We start from the raw sequence: 17,018 nt of genomic DNA on the forward strand, positions 1-17,018 counted from the left end.
CATGTTAAGTAACCTTGATCCCTAGGCTGTGCCTCAAGTGTTCGGGCACGGCTTCGTTCAAACTCCAAGTGATCGTGATCGGAGCCTCGCCTTCCCAACCCTCGAACCGGGGTTGGCCACAATAAAGAAAGGGTGCTCCTTTGCCGTTGCGCAGCCGGTTGGCACGCACGAACAGATGCACCTTCGCGCCAGCCTCCCGACCAGACAGGATCAGTCCTGCGCGACTGTTTCGCCTGGTTCTGGTCTGGGTCTGCCAAGTCATACGGTCGGGAGAAAAGAAGCCGTCTTCGTAGTCGCTGCCTACCCGGGTCCCATCCTTGTGCAATGTTGCTAGGAGCACGAGGTGGGACCCGACGCTCACAATACCTGCGTTCCAATTGCCGGGGTTGAAGACTGCACCAAATAGCGGGGGGATCTCCTCGCGCATGTATTCCCGCCAGAGCGTAGGCCCGGTGGCCTTGAAAGGCTTGGAGGGGTCATCCATTTCGGATCCCTCTATCGAACTTAGCCTCCAGTCGACCAACTCCATAACCATCTCTCGGCCGGCTTGGTCCGGGTCCGGTCGAGTTAGGACCAAACGCTGCCCCTCGCGCCGTAGCAGTGGGTGGAAGGCCCATCGCGCCAGCCCCTCCTCTTCAGCTCCCAACCCCTGACGCAGCGAGCTGAGCGCCTGCAGGGCCGAGATGGAGAGAGTCCGGTCCCGTTCGAGCACCCGCAGCAGGTCGGCAACGGTCGTGGCCGCCACTACATCGATCGGATCGCCCATGTCACGCACGAAGTCGAACCAACCCCCATGCCCATTTCGCGACGGATCGAACCCTTCAACCGCGATCTCGGACGCGGTCGGGCGCCGCCCGTGACGCAGGCGGAAATCGACATAGCGCGCCTCGATCTCGGCTCCGGCGCGCGAAGGGCGCAGTAAATCCCGAAGGATCTCGATGACGCGCAGGTCATAGGTGATGCTGCATCCTTCGGGCAACCTGAACTGGTTTGACAGGACCTGCTCCAGCCGCAAGGCCAGCGACCGGTCTCCTGGCGCTGCACCCAAGAGCGCTCGAAGGCGGGTGAGAAAACTGCGGTGGTTGCCGATATAGTCGATCACGCGCAATACCTTGCGCTCGACCCGGCGAAGACCACGCCCCAACTGCTGTAGCCAGATGATTGCGCTTTCCGTCGGGCGCAACATCATGACCGTGCCAATGTTGGGCACGTCCACGCCCTCGTTGAACATGTCGACCGCGAAAAGGATATCAATCTCGCCACGTCCCAACTGTTCCAGCGAGGTGCTGCGGGGGGCCGATCCGGGGCCGGAATGCACCGCGACCGCGCGCAGGCCCGCGGCGCAGAACCGGGCCGCCATGAACTCGGCATGGCGGACGGAACAACAGAACCCAATGGCCGGACCCTCGCGGTGAAGGTGGAACTGTTCCAGCGCGTTGGCGGCCCGCGCCTCGGTCGCCAGCGCGGCCTCGAGCACGGTGGGGTCGAATTGCGAGGATCGCCATGGGATCTGATCATAATCCACGTCATCCGGCACGCCCAGGTAACGAAACGGTGCCAGCAGCCCCGCGTCGATCCCCTCGAACAGGTCGCAATGATGGACCAGGTTGTCATCGCAGAGCGACAGAAGGTCGGCGCCGTCGCTACGGTCGGGCGTCGCCGTCAGACCCAGCAGGAAGCCCGGCGTGAAATGCGCCAGCAGACTTTGATAGCTTGCAGCCTGGGCATGGTGGAACTCATCCACCACGATGTAGTCGAAGGCATCGGGTGCGAACCGGCGCAGATGCTCGATCCGGCCGATGGTCTGGATCGACGCGAACAGGATTTCGGCTGCCTCATCCTTTTGGCTGCCGTCATAGCGCCCAAAGCGCGCGTCTGGCCTGATCCGGCGAAAGGAAGACATCGCTTGGCTGAGGATCTCTTCACGATGCGCCACGAATAGCACCCGCCCGAAAGTCTGGCTGTCAAAGGCCGCCAACCATGTCTTGCCCAGACCCGTGGCCAGCACGACCAGCCCGCGCCTGTGCCCCGCCCTGCGAGTGGCGGCAAGCGCGTCCAATGCCGCCTGCTGGATACGATGCGGCTTTGGCGCAGGCTCGGGCGGCTCGTCGGCGACAATCGCCTGTGCGATATCGGTCAGCGCGGCCCTGCGCCTGCGCGCGGCATAGGCATCGATCCATTCGGGGGTTAGAAACCGCGTCGAGGGGTGCCGCAACAGCGCCTCGAAGGCCTCATGCACGGCATCAGTCGCGGTCTCGCTGTGCAGGTTCCATTCGACGTCCGTGGTCAGCGCGGTCCGCGACAGGTTCGAACTACCGACGATTGCCGAACCCGTTCGGTCGGCAGCGCGGAACAGCCAGGCCTTGGGATGAAAGGACCCTGCCCCCGTCTCGAAGATCCGCAGCTCCGCCCCCTCCAGATCGCCAAGGCGCCTGAGGGCTGCGGGTTCAGTGACGTCCATGTAATCGCCGATTACTATCCGTAGCCGTCCACCACGATCCAGCAGATCGCGCAGCCAAGGCTCGAGCAGGCGCACGCCGGATTCCATGGCGAAGGCTATGGCCAAGTCCACCTGAACAGCACCATCAATGCTTTGAGCCAGCAGTGAAAGCAGAGGATCATGAGCGCCTGTAACTAATCTCGGTGGCGAGGATGTCCGGCCGAGCGATAGATGAAAATGCCCATGCGCGTCGCTTACCTTGAAGCTCGTCCAGCCTTCATCCAGCGCTTCTGAGAGGCGCCCCAGGAGCCCCATCTGTTCAGGGGTGGTAAGATCACCCCACTGCGCGACATGGCGCTGAGGGGCGATAATATCGCCTGGTTCGACACAGAGCGGACAGGAGACGACAGGCAGGGCCAAAAGACGATCCTTTAAAATGCCGCCAGGTTATCCATGTGCCAAGTCTTGTCTAGGAGGGATCGTCCGCCGTCCCTGCTTCGGGCCTTGGCGTGACCAGAATGTCTGGCATAGAGTGCTGCCATGACACTCAGCCAAACCCAAATCATACGCTCGCTCGCAGATGCCCTCCAATGGTTTGAGAAAGAACTGGCCTGGGGTGCCCCAGTCGCCGAACTGCGCCACCTGACTGGTCGCATCGGAGAGCTCTACGCTGCCATGATCACCCGTGGACAGATGGCGCTGTCGGTCAACCAAGTCGGCTATGACGTAGTCTCGGTCGATGGTGAGCGGATTTCGGTCAAGACGTTTACGTCTTCGACCCGTATCAATTTCAACATGGCAACGCTGCACTGCGCTTCTAGGGTTATGATCCTCCAGATCGTCATCGATGAGGGAGAACCATCAATCAGCGAATGTTTGGATTGCTCAATCGAAATATTGCAACCGATGCTCCGAACAGTGGCGGGAACCACCTATCTACCGGTTAACCGGCTACTCTCACCCAACCAAACGGTGCGACCCATAGGCGACCTCAAAGAGGTTGCGCGTGGCGAATGGCAGGCCTTCCAGGTCTCTCAGCTGGAAAATGGCACGATAGTCGTGCGCGAGAACGGTGAACAGCTGGCAATGGCGAAACCGGCCCTGCGCATTATCGCGCGCGAGAACGGTGTCGATCCAATGAACGGGACCGGAACCGCCAAGAATACGCGGCGGCTTGGTGCCGACGTCATTGCAGCTTTGAGCTGAAGGTATTATCCGGCACTGCCAATGGCGTGAAGATTAGGCTGATACCTAGTATAACCCTACCGGGGCAAATCGGACAGCTATACAGACTGCACCATCAAACTGGGGCTAAGCCAAACCTATCAAGCCACCGCGCTCGCGGCACTGTTCGAGCGGATGATGATCGTGACGAGTTCCTTTACCTGCGCATCCTTGAAGACACCTGCGATACCCATGTCGTCGAGATCCGTGAACGGACTTTCGTAGAAGCGTTCGGGATCGACGATCCCGGATTCGCTAAGACTGTCGATTATCAGGTTCAGGAACTCAGTCTGATCAGCGTTCAACGAATAGGTTGCAGTGAACTCGCTGAACATTTCCTTGGCTGCGGTGCGGTTCAGCCCGATCATCGCCCGCAGGAAAACGCCAAGGCCATCCGCGCCGACAGCGTCGGAGAGGGCGGCGGGATCGACGCCCTCGGACAGGAACATCCGTTCCAGTTCGATCAGATCCTGCACCGTAAGTTGCTGACCCCGGTGCAATTTCTGGAGAGCGATATGATCCTTGTGGCGCTCTACAAAGCTACGCACCTTCATCCGGAACTGCGCCTTGTCGACCCCTGCCCCAACCTGCGGCAAAGCTACAGCCTCGCCGACGCCGATCTCGTCTTCGAAATCGGTGATGACCACCTTGCGGGTCTTCGGCTCAATGAGCTCTACCAACAAACGCAGTTTTCTACGGATTTCCTCAAGCAGATCGACGGTAATGTCGGTCCAGAACTCATCTGTCTGGATGTCTAAGATCAACGGAAGATGCTTGGCAACGAGCGGAATGTTCGCCAACACCTCGAGCGAAGAAGCCAGATCGCGGATACGTGCCTGCGCACGGGCAAATGACGCGTCTTCCCGTAGCAGGGCAAGCTGGGAGCCGAGGACCATCAGGTCGAATTGCTTGGCCGGAAGGTTGTCATCTTTGAACGCGCTCGGCAGGCCGGCCACATGCGCGGACAGTGCTTCCGTCGCCTTCATATCGAGGTCGTCCCATGCTTCGCGAGTCTGGAACGCCTCCACATCGCGCCGATGCGGACGAACAATGAAGTTGTCGACGTTCATCCCGGCAACTTCTTGGTGAAGCCGATCACGCAGGCCCAGATCGCCCTCGTGTTTGGCGTTGTTCAACGCCGTCATGAGCTCGAGCCGTGCGCGGAACAGACGTTCGCCGATGGGTGCTGTGCCCCCGGGCTCGGTTCGATCAGGGTTCTCTCCAAAGAATTCAAGGTTCTGGCAGTAATCAAAAATTAGGAACTCATGCTTGTCCTCACCCGGCCCGAACAGGTTGCGCCGCAGCCGAGTTCCCCGTCCGACCATCTGCCAGAACTTCGTGCGGGAGCGGACGATCTTGAAAAATACAAGGTTCACCACATCCGGCACGTCGATGCCGGTGTCCAGCATGTCGACCGACACCGCAATATGCGGCGCCTTCTCCGGTTCCGAGAAGTCGTCGATCAGGCTCTGGGCATAGCTGACGCTGTAGTCGATCAGCGAGGCAAAGCTACCCTTCAGATGGGGATAGTTGATGTCAAACCGTTCCACGATGAACCGGGCATGGGCGCTGTTCTTGGCAAAGATGATCGTCTTGCCCAGGCGATCACCGCCGGCGACCTTGATGCCGTTGGTCATCATATGCTTCAGCACCTTGTCGACGGTATCGATGTTGAACAGCCACTTGTTCAGATCACTGGCCTCGACATGATCGGGGGCATCACCTTCGTCTGACCACTCCAGCGCGTCCCAAGCGTCCTTTTCCTCATCAGACAGACGGTCGTAGGTGATGCCCTCTCGCTGGAACCTGAGCGGAACAGAAATCCCCTTGGGTGGCACGAGGTAGCCGTCGTCGACCGCATCCTCCAAATCGTAGGAGTCAGTCGGCACACCGCGTTCAAGCTGGAACAGTGAATAGGTATCCCGGTCGATCTCGTCACGGGGCGTGGCCGTCAGCCCGACAAGAAGTCCATCGAAATATTCGAAGATCGCGCGATACTTTCGATAGACAGACCGGTGCGCCTCGTCGATGACGATAAGGTCGAAATGGCCGGGGCCAAAGCGCTTCTCCCCACCCTTCATCTCGTCGATCAGTCCCATCATCGTCGGATAGGTCGACAGGCAGACTCGCGCGCTCGAGTGGTTGTTCTGGGTCGGGTCGTGGCTCTGCAGCAGGTTCGCGCTTGGCGCCGAGGGCAGGTGCGCCTTGAAAGCCCCATGCGCCTGCTTCACCAATGCCACGCGATCCGCTAGGAAAAGCACTCGCTTCACCCAATTCGCACGCAGCAACTGGTCGATCAGCGCGATCACCGTCCGCGTCTTGCCCGAACCCGTCGCCATGACCAAAAGCGCGTGACGCTGCTTACTCTCGAAGGCGTCACCTACGCGGCGGATCGCTCGGTGCTGATAGAAGCGCTCAACGATGGTCTCATCGACCTCGACCGTCTCCAGCATCTTTCGCGTGCTGCGCCGCTGGTGGAGCAGCACCAGTTCGTCCTTCTTCAGGAAGCCCGCAATCCCTCGCGGCGGATACATCGCGTCGTCCCAGATCCAATGCTCGTAGCCGTTGGAGCAGAAGATCACCGGCCGCCGCCCGAACGTCGCCTCTAGGCAATCGGCATAGAGCTTCGCCTGTTGCTGCCCAGCCAGCGCGTTGGTCTTGGTCCGCTTCGCCTCTACCAACGCAAGTGGCTTGCCGTCATCGCCCCAGAGAACGTAATCGACAAAGCCCTCGCCTGCCGTGTTCGGCATACCAGTCACACGGAACTCGCGGTCGCGCGACTGATCCAGCGGCCAGCCCGCCTCGGCCAGCAGCAAGTCGATGAAGGCGTCGCGGGTCGTCGCCTCGTCATAGTCATGCGTATCGGCCTGCGCCTGGTTCGCCGCCTTCACGGCGGCGATCTCTGCGCGCAGGGCGGCGATCTCGGCCTCCAGCGTGGCGCGACCGGCCTCCGAGGCCATCCGCGCCTCCTCGGCCTCTCTCTGCGCCTTCAGCGAGGCGGCCTGCTTCTCGGCCAGGGCGTTGATCTGCGACACGGTGCTGGCAGTGATCGTCAGCGTCTTTTCCAGCTTCGCCACATCAAAAGAAAGCGCCGGATCGGGTTTGCCCTTCTTCGCATAGGTGCGTGCGAACCAGTAGCAGACGTGGAACAGCTCGCTGACCACCACCTTGGCATCCGAGACCGAGGGCGCCTTCGTGTCATGCGCCGCCTGATTGCCACGGTCCTTGATGATCTTTGCCTTCGCGACGATGGCCGGCCCCGTCAGCGCGGCCAGCGATGGCTCATGCACCAGCGCTGCCAGCGTGTCCTGATAGGGCGGCTTCAGCGCCTTGTCGCTGCGGAACATCCACAGCAGCGCGATCTCCAGCGTCAGGCGGGCGTGAAAGCAGGCGCTGCGGGGATCGGACAGCGCGGCCAGTTCCGCCTTCTTTGCCGGATTGAACAGCGCGGGAAATTCATCGGTGAGAAAAGCAAATTGAGACATATGAACCGGAGGTTGAATAATACGGTCACGCTAATGGGCGGCACACGCGCACGGCAAGCGAAATGATGCCCGTCTCAATAATCCACCAGTTCCGGAAACGCGCCGCTGAAGCCCGCCTTCACCTGATCCCACAGCGCAGGGTCCAGCGGCCTGCGGCAATGCACCCGGTTCAGCACCGTGTAACCCGCCGCGCGCAGGCTGTCGGCCAGCTTCTTCTCGACTGCCACCATTGCGTCGCGCAGGGGGATATGGGCAGCCCTGTCCGCCGCCTCGGGATGGACGGGGCCGTAGAACAGGAAGTCATAGTGATCTACCTGCGGCAGGGTGATCCCGCGTTTCTCGAGGTTCCGGCGCAGGGCGTTCTGTCTGTCGTTGCGGCCCAGATGCTGGCCGAAACGGCCATAGGGGGCCGAGGCATGCGGGCTGCTCTCATCCCCCGTCCGCCCGACATGAGACGCATCGTCTCGCCCCGCGCCCAGATGCGCCACACATAGAGCCAGAACCCGCGCTGGAGCATCACGCCGGGCAGGCTGATCGCGTGCAGCGCGGGATCGGGCATGGTTAGAGTTCGCCCCGAAAGGCGCGGTGCTGGAGGGAGGTGAAGAGCGACGATGCTAAATCTTCACCCAAGTGCGCTGCAGATAGTTGAGCGTCGATTTTTCCTATACGCTTCAAAAACGCTTGTTGACGTTCAATTTTTGGAAGAACTATCTGACATTTACGAGCATCACCGATTGTTATGAATGGCTGCGCAGCTCCTCGTTTTGGCCAGAAGTCTGGTGATCGAGTGAGCCAGTAAAGGAATGGCGTCATCAGGCGATCACTTTCACTATAGAGAACTATAGTATTCTTGATGGCGGACCATTTCCCAGAGGCAAGCCATGTTTTGCCGCATCGGGCTCCGATTGCACTCAAAACTACGCCGTAGCCGTCGAAATCGAACTTATCTCTATAGCCATCCGGCCCAGTCGCACTAAACGTAGTGTATCCTTCTTCGATATATTGCGATTTCGTAACGCTCGTGTCGCCCCAGTTGACATAAGCAACTTCGGCTAGTGTCGCCGTAGGTGTCCTACCGTCGTCCCCAAACATGTCATGAAAGATAGCCTGCCCGAGGGTGTTCAGGCGGTCGAGGGCGCGGCGGCGGAGGCGGCGCAGCGCGTCCGCCTGATCCAGTATCGCCGCAATCCGCTTCTGCTCCTCCAGCGGCGGGAGGGGGATTGTAGTTCCAAGAAACTCGCCTCGGTTGACATGCACCATTGTCGAGCCTCGATGATGGCGCGCCATGTCTAGTAACGCATTCTCCAACATATGTCGGAGATAGTCTTGGGTGACCTGTTGGACATCTGGAACCACTTTAAAAATATGCTGGTTGAGAAGTGCTATGTCTGGTTCATTCCACTCGAATACCCCGAGGGATGCCGACCATGAGACGAGCAACGTGCCGGGATGAACTTCGTATTTTGCCGGTAGTGCGGCTGTCGTGCGATTGAATGGCTTCGAAGGGTCATTAAGGTTTTGGATACGAATGATCCTGCGGCCCTCGCCGGTCCAATCGGAAGGCTTGAATGCGGCGCCATTAATAAACTCTGCGATGTCGCCAAGAGCGACGTGTTTCACGCGGGACTGCACATTCACGCCAGCATCTCCTCAAGCCGATCCAGCCCCTCGGCGATCTCCGCCTCGATGGCGCGCAGCTCGGCGATGATTGCGGCGGGGCTTTCGTGCTCCACCTCCTCATGCTCCACTTCCTTGTAGCGGTTCAGTGACAGATCCCAACTGCCTGTGGCCGCGATCTCCTCGGCCTTCACCATGAAGCTCTGCGCGGTGCGGGGGCGGTCGGCCTCGGCAGGCAGATCGTCCCAACGGGCGAGGATGTCGGGCAGGTTGTTCTTCGCGTGCTCCTCGGCCATCAGCGCCTCCTCCGGCACCGGCCCCAGCTTCGCTGCATCCAGCAGCGGGGTGCGCTTGTCGTCCAGCGAGAAGCCGTCGGCGGTCATGTCATAGAACCACACGTCCTCGGTCCCGCCGACGCCGGTCTTGGTGAACATCACAATCGCGCAGGACACACCCGCATAGGGTCGGAACACGCCCGAGGGCAGCTTGACGATGGCCTCCAGCTTGTGATCCTCGATCAGCGTGCGGCGCAGGTCCTTGTGCGCTTTCGATGATCCGAAGAGCACCCCGTCCGGCACGACCACAGCAGCCCGCCCGCCGGTCCGCAGCAATCGCAGGAACAGGGCAAGGAACAGCAGTTCCGTCTTCTTCGTCTTGACGATCTTCAGCAGATCCTTGGCCGTGGTGTCGTAATCCAGCGCGCCGGCAAAGGGCGGGTTGGCGAGGATCAGCGAATAGGTGCCTGCATCGGCGTCATGTTCCTCGGCCAGGCTGTCGCGATAGCTGATGTCGGCGTTCTCGACCCCGTGCAGCGTCATGTTCATCGCGCCGATCCGCAGCATGGTGCTGTCGAAGTCGAAACCGTGGAACATGTCGTTGTGGAAATGCTTGCGCGCATCGGCGTTGCGCAGGGCCTGGGGGTGGTGATCGCGGATGTATTCGCCCGCGCCGACCAGGAAACCGCAGGTGCCCGCCGCCGGATCGCAGATCACGTCCTGCGGCGTGGGCTTCATCAGGTTCACCATCAGATTGATGATGTGACGCGGAGTGCGGAACTGGCCATTGGTGCCGGCGCTGGCGATCTGGCCCAGCATGTATTCATAGACATCGCCCTTGGTATCGCGATCGTCCATCGGCACCTGGTCCAGCATCTCCACCACCTTTGCCAGCAGGCTGGGGTTGGAGAAGCCAAGGCGGGCGTCCTTCATGTGCGTGCCGTAGGTCGAGCCGTTTTCGCCCAGATCACGCAGGAAGGGAAAAACGTGTTCGTCCACGACACGCATCATCTCGCGCGCCTCAAAATTCTTGAAGCGCGACCAACGGAGGTTGCCATAGTCTTCGCCTTTGGCGTCTCGGCCTTCGGGGAAAATCCGGCGGGCGATGGGCCTGCCCAACTGTTCGGCCTTGGCTTCCTCCACGAGCTGCAGGTCGTCGAGCCGCTTGATGAACAGCAGGTAGGTGATCTGCTCGATGACCGAGAGGGGGTTGGACACCCCGCCCGACCAGAAGGCGTTCCAGATCTGATCGATCTGGGAGCGGATAGGACCTGTCAGCATGGGAAACCTCATCGCGTTATCGGTCGTGCATATCGCAGGAAACAGATTAAGCCAATGTGAGAGGCGTATGGGCAAACACGTGGTTCTCGTGGATGAATTTTTGGGTTGGATGTCCTCGAAGGACGGTCGGCCACGACATCGCCGTTACCGTGCTTTTCACTCAGGAAACGGCTTGCAGCCATGTCGGCTAAAAGAACATTGGTGGTAGGCAGTGGTTCTCAGTCAGGCGCTCATTCAAGCCAGACAAACTCATCCTAAACCTGATCAATCAGAAGCCGGGAATGAACGCCAGACGCTCCGCACACTCGGCAAGCTAACGGCCTGAATGAGAACCAAGATCCAGTCGCCGGATGGGAGAGCGCTGTGAAACCAGTTTACAACGTCGCAGGTGGGTAACGTTGGTTAGGAAATTTCCATGCCCCCAAGGATCAAATGGGATTGGTGGAGGATCCTCTGCATAACCCCGGCCGCACGATGATGCGGTCCGCCTCCCCTTCCTCCTGATCGGACGCTTTGAACAAGAGGCCGTCTCACGCAGGATGAGCGCTTCGTCCCTTCCACAGCCGCGACTTCAAATCTGGGGATCTGGCGTATGAGGGAATGCATGGACATTCATTTGGCCTCCCACGACCATGCTCCGAACTTCGAGCACGCCCATGTGGACCGATATGCAATCGTAGAAGGCATGGATCGAACAAAAAGGCCGTTAGATTTCGGCAAACGTCTTGCAACGATCTCGATCACCACCAATCCGAATACGATCGCCCGAGCATCGGTTTCGGCCTGGCCGTCGCCAGAAAATCCGAAATTCGCTAAATTACGTAACATTTCTGCTCACCTGCTTTCAGAAAACCCAGCAATTACTGGAAAAGTGGCGGTGATCCGGTGACATTTAGGTCCATTTCAGCTCCCGATTTTCACGGCTTATGTTACATTTTGAGGCTGAAATGTAACATCGCATCGTCAAAACGTAACATTTTCGTCCAAAAATGTTACATAAAGTCGTCGAAATGTTACGTCCCTCAACGTCCGTGCTCACGACTTTCGTCTACACTAGAGGCGGACATCCGCTGTCATTTGGCCGGGCGACTGCGAAGCCCAGTCTGTCGATCTCATTCGGATATCCATCCAAGTTTGAACTTCGGTTGCCGAGACCCATGCCGGCAACTATCGATCTCCTTGTTTCGGTTCAGTCAGGGGAGCCGCACTCACACAGAATACTGTTAAGGAAAGAAACCCCGTTGCGCCGGCCACCGGGGATAACGTGCGTCGCGAGCGGACGGACCCTGATGATCTGCGGTCCGGGCAAGGCGACGACACGCCTTTCGAAGTGCCTGAGGAGAGGCAATTGTGGTTGTCGGAACGGGCGCGTCGGAGAGTGAATAAGCATGGCTCCGACATCGACGCCATGACGCGGGCTGAGACACCCTCAGAGGCCGCAGAAGGCCCTCTGGACGGGCGCCTTGAGATTTCGAAGGGGTGTGACGGCGCCCGTCAAGCAATGGCCCTGGAGCGCAAAATTTTGGAGGTCTTCGCACGGTGCGCAGGTGGAATGGCAATGGCGCTTGGCCTTCATCTTGCCACGGACGAAATCCGTCATGGATTCCACGTTCGCCCAACATCAGCCAGTCCGAGGAACGATCACATCGAGATTGAAGTCATCCTCGCTCACGTTGATCGAGAACGGCGCCCGCCTCGCGTCCTTCCAGTTCGTCGGGATATATCAAGGAAACATCGATATGAACGGCAGAGTTTTCCGCCCGGATCGGGGACCCGTGGCCAGACATGCGCCACCCGCGCCTGCGTGATCTTGCCGCTATGGCCGGTTTTCCCGATTGCATCGGGGTCACAGGGGAAATAGCTCGTTTGGATGCAGTTCCAGATCACGTCCACCATCGGCCCAGTCCTGTTCCTCGACGATCTCGACGAGGGCCGGATGCTGCTGTCCGCGCTGTTCATCACCCCAACGGACGAAGCGGCTCCTTCAGCACTGGTGTTGGATGGGGCCGAGGTGGTCCCGATCAGCTTGGCGACCTATGACAACGCTACGGTCTGGCGCGCCCGCTTTACCCTGCCTGCGGACAGGACGTCTTCCTATGCGTGGAACGGAGACACCTATCAGGTCGCGGGCGACCTGATAGGCGACCTGCGCATCGCCTATGTCTCGTGCAATGGCGAGAAGGTGGGCGACATGGACCGCGAAGGGTCCGAGCGCAACGCCATGTGGGCTCGCCTGCGGGACGAACACCGCCGGAGCCCATTCGCTCTGATGCTGCACGGCGGCGACCAGATCTATGCCGACGAAGTCACACAAGGCCATGAGCTGAGCCAAGACTGGCCAGACAAGCTGCCCTCCGACCCGTCCCGAGCCGCTCTGGCCGATCTTCACAACCACCTGCGCGAAAGGTTCTTCGACCGATACGCCGCGATCTATGCTGCTCCGGAACTGGCTTGGCTGGCCGCCCGAGTGCCTTCGTTGATGCAATGGGACGATCACGACATCTGCGACGGATGGGGGTCTCTGCGCCGGTCGCGGACCGGTTCGCCCGTCGGGCAGACCCTTTTTGCAGCGGCGCGAGAAAGCTGTCTAACTTTCCAGCACGCGACCGTGGATGGCGATCTGCCATCGCGCTTTGCCGACCCGGGCGGATCTCATCTTGGCTGGAGCATCCACGCGCCGGGTCTGCGCATCCTTGCGCCGGATCTGCGGTCGGAACGCACCCGACGGTCGGTCATGGGTCCAGGCGGTTGGACGATGATGGAAGCCGAGGCTGCGCGCACCTCGGCAGGGCATACGTTGCTCATGTCCAGCGTGCCCCTTCTTGGACCGCGCCTCTCGGTGCTGGAAATGCTGATGGTCGCCATTCCCAGCATGCAGAAATACGAGGACGACCTGCGTGATCAGTGGCAGAGCCGAGCCCATCGCGATGAATGGCGGCGGATGCTGCGCCTCGTCCGCGGCATGATCGAGCACGACGGGCATGATCTGACCTCCGTCTCGGGCGAAATCCATATTGCGGCGCGCGCGGTGATGGACCTGGGGCAAGGTCGCCACCTGAACCAGCTTGTCGCATCGGGCGTGGCCCACCGTGCGCGCCCGAAGGGCTGGGCACGGTTCATCGGCGCGCTGGCCAGCTTGGGAGAGGCGCCCCTGCCCGAACATCCCATCAGGATCAGGCCCCTACCCGGCCAGTCCGCCCGCTATGTTGCCGAGCGGAACTACCTGATCCTTGAGCGCCGGGCGGGCGACTGGTCGGCGCGGTGGGATCTTGAGACCAGCGGCATGACAGCACCGCTGGCCCTGTGACCGTCAGGTCGGCAGCCGACAGATGCCAGAGATTGCATCATGCGCCTTCCCAGCCCAGTCTCAGAACCGCGAGGTCGGGCTCTCCGGCGCGACATCCTGGGCTTTCGGCGATGGCAGCCTTGGACCGCGATGGAGCAGCCAGAAACCGAGAGCAACCAGCATAAATCCAATGACAAGATAGCCAAAAGCGATCCAGCCGAGGCTGTTGTCGCGGTAGGCGATATTGAACCACCCGGCCGCACAGAGCACCAACCCCAAGGCCAGGGACGTATACATTCTTGCCTTCCACCGCTCGATTGCGATCAGGCGGTGATCGGGAACCAGTTTCGTCATGATAATCTCACTTCATTGATGATGGTTCATCATCGCACCAGCAGATCGTGGCGTCGCATGGATTTTCGTGCCCGATGGCATCTTCGCTTTCAATAAGGACAACATGTTATCCCTTGATCGACATACTGGATGTTTACGACTAAGATAAGAGTTGAAGAGGGGACACCATGCTGCCTGGTTTCGACACCGCCTCAGACCTGCGCGAGACGATCCGAAATGCTGCCCGCCAGCGGCGGATCGCGCTTGGCATGACCCAGGCCGAACTGGCGCAGCGATCCGGCATTCCCTTGGGCACACTGAAGCGCTTCGAGCAACTGGGCGAGGTCTCGCTGACCTCGCTGCTGGCGCTGGCCGAGGCGATGGATAGCCTGGATGCATTCCATGACCTCTTTCCGCTGCCCGAGGCCCGCACGCTGAACGAGGTCGAGCGTCAGGCCAAGCTGCCGGTCCGGGCGCGGGCGAGGAGCCGCCGATGAGCCGGGGGCGCTTGCTCGTCTCATTGGACTGCGGCGACGGCCAGGAACGCTCGGTGGCGCAGCTGGGCTGGGACCCTGCGGCCCGACATGTCGTTGCCGAATGGGACGGGGCCTTCATGGCCGATCCCCTGCCGCTCAGCCCGCTCCTGGTCCGCCAGCCGCAGGGCCTTCTGCGTCCGCGTGGGCGGGCATTCGGCGATCTGCCGGGTCTCTTCGGCGACAGCCTGCCCGATGGCTGGGGCAGACTTCTGATAGACCGCAATCTGGCTGCCCGCGGGCGCACACGATCCGACATCACCGATCTCGATCGCCTGGCAATGGTCGGCTCGGGCGGCATGGGTGCACTGGTCTATCGCCCAGAAGAAGCTCCGGATGCCGCCAAGGACATCAGCTTGGACTGGTTCGACCGTCTCGTTCCGACAGTCGGTGAGGACACCAGCGCCGACGACCTGGAGCGCCTGCGCACGATGGCCGGCGGCTCGCAAGGCGCGCGACCGAAGTTCGTGGCCCAGTTGTCCGATGACGGCACCCGGCTCCGCGATCACCGCCTGCCCCTTATGCCGGGCTGGCGCGCGGTTCTGATCAAGCGACGCGCGATCAATGATGCGCCCGGTGCCGCCGAGGCCGAGGCTGCCTATGCCACCATGGCCCGCGCGGCCGGGGTGGAAATGATGTCAACGGACCTTCTACATGCCCGCTCGGGCGAAGCCTTCTTCGTGACCGACCGCTTCGACCGCGTGGAAGGCCGGCGCCTCCACGTCCAAACGGTCGCGGCCCTCTTAGACGTCGATTTCCGCACGGCGACGCTCGACTATGCCGAGCTGCTGAAACTGGTGAGGGTGATGACCCGCGACCAGCGTGCCGTGGAGCAGATGTTCCGTCGGATGGTGTTCAACATTCGCGCCCAGAACCGTGACGATCATCTGAAGAACTTCGCCTTCGTCATGGACCCGGCAGGGGCTTGGCGACTGGCACCCGCCTATGATCTGAGCTTCAGCAACGGCCCGGGCGGCGAACACACCCTGACGGTCGCAGGCGAAGGCCGCCATCCTGGCGCAGCCCAGATCCGGGCGGTAGGCATGCAATCCGGTCTCAAGCCCGCCCGCATCGCCGAGATCATCGCCGAGGTGGACAGGGCCTTGCTCGACTGGCCCCGCCATGCCGAGGACGCCACTGTCCCGCCCGATTTGACACGAAAGATTGCTCGTGCACTCAATGAAGCACAGACGTGGTGAACGGTATACCTCCGATCAATACATCACTGGCGCCCAGAACGAGACAAGCTTCCCCGGCTTTCACTGGAGAAGCTCGTTGAGGAAGCGATCCTCGTTCCTCCCACCACAGGAGATGGTATCAAAATACCACAAATGTCATACGCTTTCAAGCAGCCTTCACGTTTCTGGGCCTGCTTATCTCACCATGAAAAGCCTTTGCCGCCCGTTGCGCCGGTCTGGTCATCACCCAAAGATTGCTGATGCCCAGCGCCTTCTTCGTTTTTGCCTGATCTTCGACACAGTAGTCCATCCATCCGCTAGCCGAGGACATGGGTTTCATGACCAGCTGACGATCCCCACCGATCGCTCCGACGGCAATCGAGGCTGCCTTTTTCAAAGCGGTCTGAAAAGCCGAAATCTGATCTTCGGACCGGCCCACGGTTTCGACCGCTCCATGCGCATGGACGCGCGATTGGGTGCCAGAGCCATGCGGCGTCACCTCCAGCGTCATGACCAGCTTCATCCCCGCCAAGCCAACGAGGTTGAGCTGCCTGTTCAACTCTTTCTCGAAAACGCGACGAGGATCTTGCACTCTCCCGCAGGATCGTTGCCTGGAAACGCCGAAGTTCAGGCTCACGGTAGATCCACCTTCGCGTTCCATCGACGCCATTGCCATGCAGACCTTCTCGGACCGTTTGAGATCCCGCCATGGCTTGCTGATAATCCTTGCGATATCGGCGGTCGTGCGCCGCGCCTTCCTCGACTGCTTGGGCCCATGGTTGTTCGTGTTCGCGAAACCGTGGGACACGTCCGGCGCAGGCGAGAATGTCGGAGGGCACTGCCGACCTATGAAGACCTTGGGTGTTCCACGCAGACTAGACGGCGTTTGCTGGAACCTTGCTTCGAACGCAAGGGAAGGAGGGGTAGCAGGCTGCTGGATAGGAGTAGGTTCTGCACACTCTGCACACTGACGTGCTTGATCCGATTGAGTCTGAAATCCCTGTGGGTGCTGGCTGGAATGCTCAAGATCGCGGGAGTGGAGTGGGACAACTTTGCAGGAGGTCTCGCTCTCAGAGATGGTAGGATGAGAAGGTGGAACACGAATGAATGTATTCTGGGGGCCTTCCCAGCTTGAAAGGTCCTCGCCAGTCAGCGACGAGTGTTCGCCAAGGTTGCTGGCGCTTGGAGATATAGACATGTTCATCTCTTGATGCGCGTGGCGCAAGCTGTGGTGGCGAGCTCGAAAGATAAGCCGACACTTATCTAAATAAACTGAATAGTCAAGGTGAATTACTGCGCATGCGGCAGGTCGGCGCCAATACGCTACTGAGTTGCAACCGTCTCCATATGTTCCACGCGACCGCAT

At 60.3% G+C, this 17,018-nt stretch carries 12 protein-coding genes; 5 read left to right on the forward strand and 7 right to left on the reverse strand.

Going from position 1 to position 17,018, the window contains the following annotated elements; all coding sequences use genetic code 11:
• Nucleotides 1-4: 4 nt before the first annotated feature.
• The gene (locus tag DKT70_RS01285; protein ID WP_111557455.1) at nucleotides 5-2,860 is read right to left on the reverse strand and encodes a DUF3427 domain-containing protein; all 2,856 of its coding nucleotides are present in this window, start codon (nucleotides 2,858-2,860) and stop codon (nucleotides 5-7) included.
• A 120-nt stretch (nucleotides 2,861-2,980) separates the two neighbouring features.
• On the opposite strand from DKT70_RS01285, the gene DKT70_RS01290 reads away from it, so the two are divergent.
• Nucleotides 2,981-3,646: a DUF6998 domain-containing protein gene (locus DKT70_RS01290; protein ID WP_111557456.1), complete on the forward strand. Its 666-nt coding sequence runs from the start codon at nucleotides 2,981-2,983 to the stop codon at nucleotides 3,644-3,646.
• Nucleotides 3,647-3,765: 119 nt separating this feature from the next.
• Here the strand turns inward: DKT70_RS01290 and DKT70_RS01295 are convergent, their stop codons facing one another.
• From DKT70_RS01295 to DKT70_RS01310, 4 genes are all read right to left on the reverse strand, one after another.
• Nucleotides 3,766-7,149: a DEAD/DEAH box helicase family protein gene (locus tag DKT70_RS01295; protein ID WP_111557457.1), complete on the reverse strand. Its 3,384-nt coding sequence runs from the start codon at nucleotides 7,147-7,149 to the stop codon at nucleotides 3,766-3,768.
• Between the two features lie 74 nt (nucleotides 7,150-7,223).
• Nucleotides 7,224-7,637, reverse strand: a complete 414-nt coding sequence (locus DKT70_RS17725) for a hypothetical protein (RefSeq protein ID WP_146612580.1) — start codon at nucleotides 7,635-7,637, stop codon at nucleotides 7,224-7,226.
• 73 nt (nucleotides 7,638-7,710) lie between these two features.
• On the reverse strand, nucleotides 7,711-8,787 hold the full coding sequence (locus tag DKT70_RS01305; RefSeq protein ID WP_111557459.1) for a restriction endonuclease subunit S: 1,077 nt from the start codon (nucleotides 8,785-8,787) through the stop codon (nucleotides 7,711-7,713).
• Nucleotides 8,784-10,322 carry a type I restriction-modification system subunit M gene (locus tag DKT70_RS01310; protein WP_111557460.1) on the reverse strand — a complete coding sequence of 513 codons (1,539 nt, stop codon included), beginning with the start codon at nucleotides 10,320-10,322 and terminating at the stop codon, nucleotides 8,784-8,786. Before DKT70_RS01310 ends, DKT70_RS01305 begins: the two co-directional genes overlap by 4 nt.
• A 604-nt stretch (nucleotides 10,323-10,926) precedes the next feature.
• Between DKT70_RS01310 and DKT70_RS17730 the strand changes: the two genes are divergently transcribed.
• Together DKT70_RS17730 and DKT70_RS01315 are read left to right on the forward strand one after the other, a co-directional pair.
• Nucleotides 10,927-11,211, forward strand: coding sequence for a hypothetical protein (locus tag DKT70_RS17730; RefSeq protein WP_146612581.1), 285 nt, complete (start codon nucleotides 10,927-10,929; stop codon nucleotides 11,209-11,211).
• Nucleotides 11,212-12,192: 981 nt separating this feature from the next.
• The gene (locus DKT70_RS01315) at nucleotides 12,193-13,629 is read left to right on the forward strand and encodes an alkaline phosphatase D family protein (RefSeq protein ID WP_111557461.1); all 1,437 of its coding nucleotides are present in this window, start codon (nucleotides 12,193-12,195) and stop codon (nucleotides 13,627-13,629) included.
• 60 nt (nucleotides 13,630-13,689) lie between these two features.
• Here the strand turns inward: DKT70_RS01315 and DKT70_RS01320 are convergent, their stop codons facing one another.
• Entirely contained in the window at nucleotides 13,690-13,962 is a 273-nt protein-coding gene (locus DKT70_RS01320; protein WP_111557462.1) for a hypothetical protein, read from the reverse strand.
• Nucleotides 13,963-14,129: 167 nt separating this feature from the next.
• On the opposite strand from DKT70_RS01320, the gene DKT70_RS01325 reads away from it, so the two are divergent.
• Both DKT70_RS01325 and DKT70_RS01330 read left to right on the forward strand, forming a co-directional pair.
• The gene (locus DKT70_RS01325) at nucleotides 14,130-14,438 is read left to right on the forward strand and encodes a helix-turn-helix domain-containing protein (RefSeq protein ID WP_111557463.1); all 309 of its coding nucleotides are present in this window, start codon (nucleotides 14,130-14,132) and stop codon (nucleotides 14,436-14,438) included.
• Nucleotides 14,435-15,673 (forward strand): type II toxin-antitoxin system HipA family toxin, encoded by a 1,239-nt coding sequence (locus DKT70_RS01330; protein WP_111557464.1) that lies wholly within the window; start codon nucleotides 14,435-14,437, stop codon nucleotides 15,671-15,673. The genes DKT70_RS01325 and DKT70_RS01330 overlap by 4 nt, the downstream gene beginning before the upstream one ends.
• Nucleotides 15,674-15,818: 145 nt before the next feature.
• On the opposite strand, the gene DKT70_RS01335 is transcribed toward DKT70_RS01330, so the two are convergent.
• Entirely contained in the window at nucleotides 15,819-16,460 is a 642-nt protein-coding gene (locus tag DKT70_RS01335) for a hypothetical protein (protein ID WP_111557465.1), read from the reverse strand.
• Nucleotides 16,461-17,018: the final 558 nt, after the last annotated feature.

Origin of the sequence: Paracoccus sediminilitoris (assembly GCF_003259195.1) — a bacterium.
In the GTDB taxonomy this organism is placed as follows: Bacteria; Pseudomonadota; Alphaproteobacteria; order Rhodobacterales; family Rhodobacteraceae; genus Paracoccus; species Paracoccus sediminilitoris.

Excerpts from the sequence above, each read along its gene's own strand:
- DKT70_RS01295 (WP_111557457.1), bottom strand. The coding sequence starts at position 7,149 with ATGTCTCAATTTGCTTTTCTCACCGATGAATTTCCCGCGCTGTTCAAT.
- DKT70_RS01325 (WP_111557463.1), top strand. The coding sequence starts at position 14,130 with ATGCTGCCTGGTTTCGACACCGCCTCAGACCTGCGCGAGACGATCCGA.
- DKT70_RS01290 (WP_111557456.1), top strand. The coding sequence starts at position 2,981 with ATGACACTCAGCCAAACCCAAATCATACGCTCGCTCGCAGATGCCCTC.
- DKT70_RS01315 (WP_111557461.1), top strand. The coding sequence starts at position 12,193 with ATGCAGTTCCAGATCACGTCCACCATCGGCCCAGTCCTGTTCCTCGAC.
- DKT70_RS01330 (WP_111557464.1), top strand. The coding sequence starts at position 14,435 with ATGAGCCGGGGGCGCTTGCTCGTCTCATTGGACTGCGGCGACGGCCAG.
- DKT70_RS01320 (WP_111557462.1), bottom strand. The coding sequence starts at position 13,962 with ATGACGAAACTGGTTCCCGATCACCGCCTGATCGCAATCGAGCGGTGG.
- DKT70_RS01310 (WP_111557460.1), bottom strand. The coding sequence starts at position 10,322 with ATGCTGACAGGTCCTATCCGCTCCCAGATCGATCAGATCTGGAACGCC.
- DKT70_RS17730 (WP_146612581.1), top strand. The coding sequence starts at position 10,927 with ATGGACATTCATTTGGCCTCCCACGACCATGCTCCGAACTTCGAGCAC.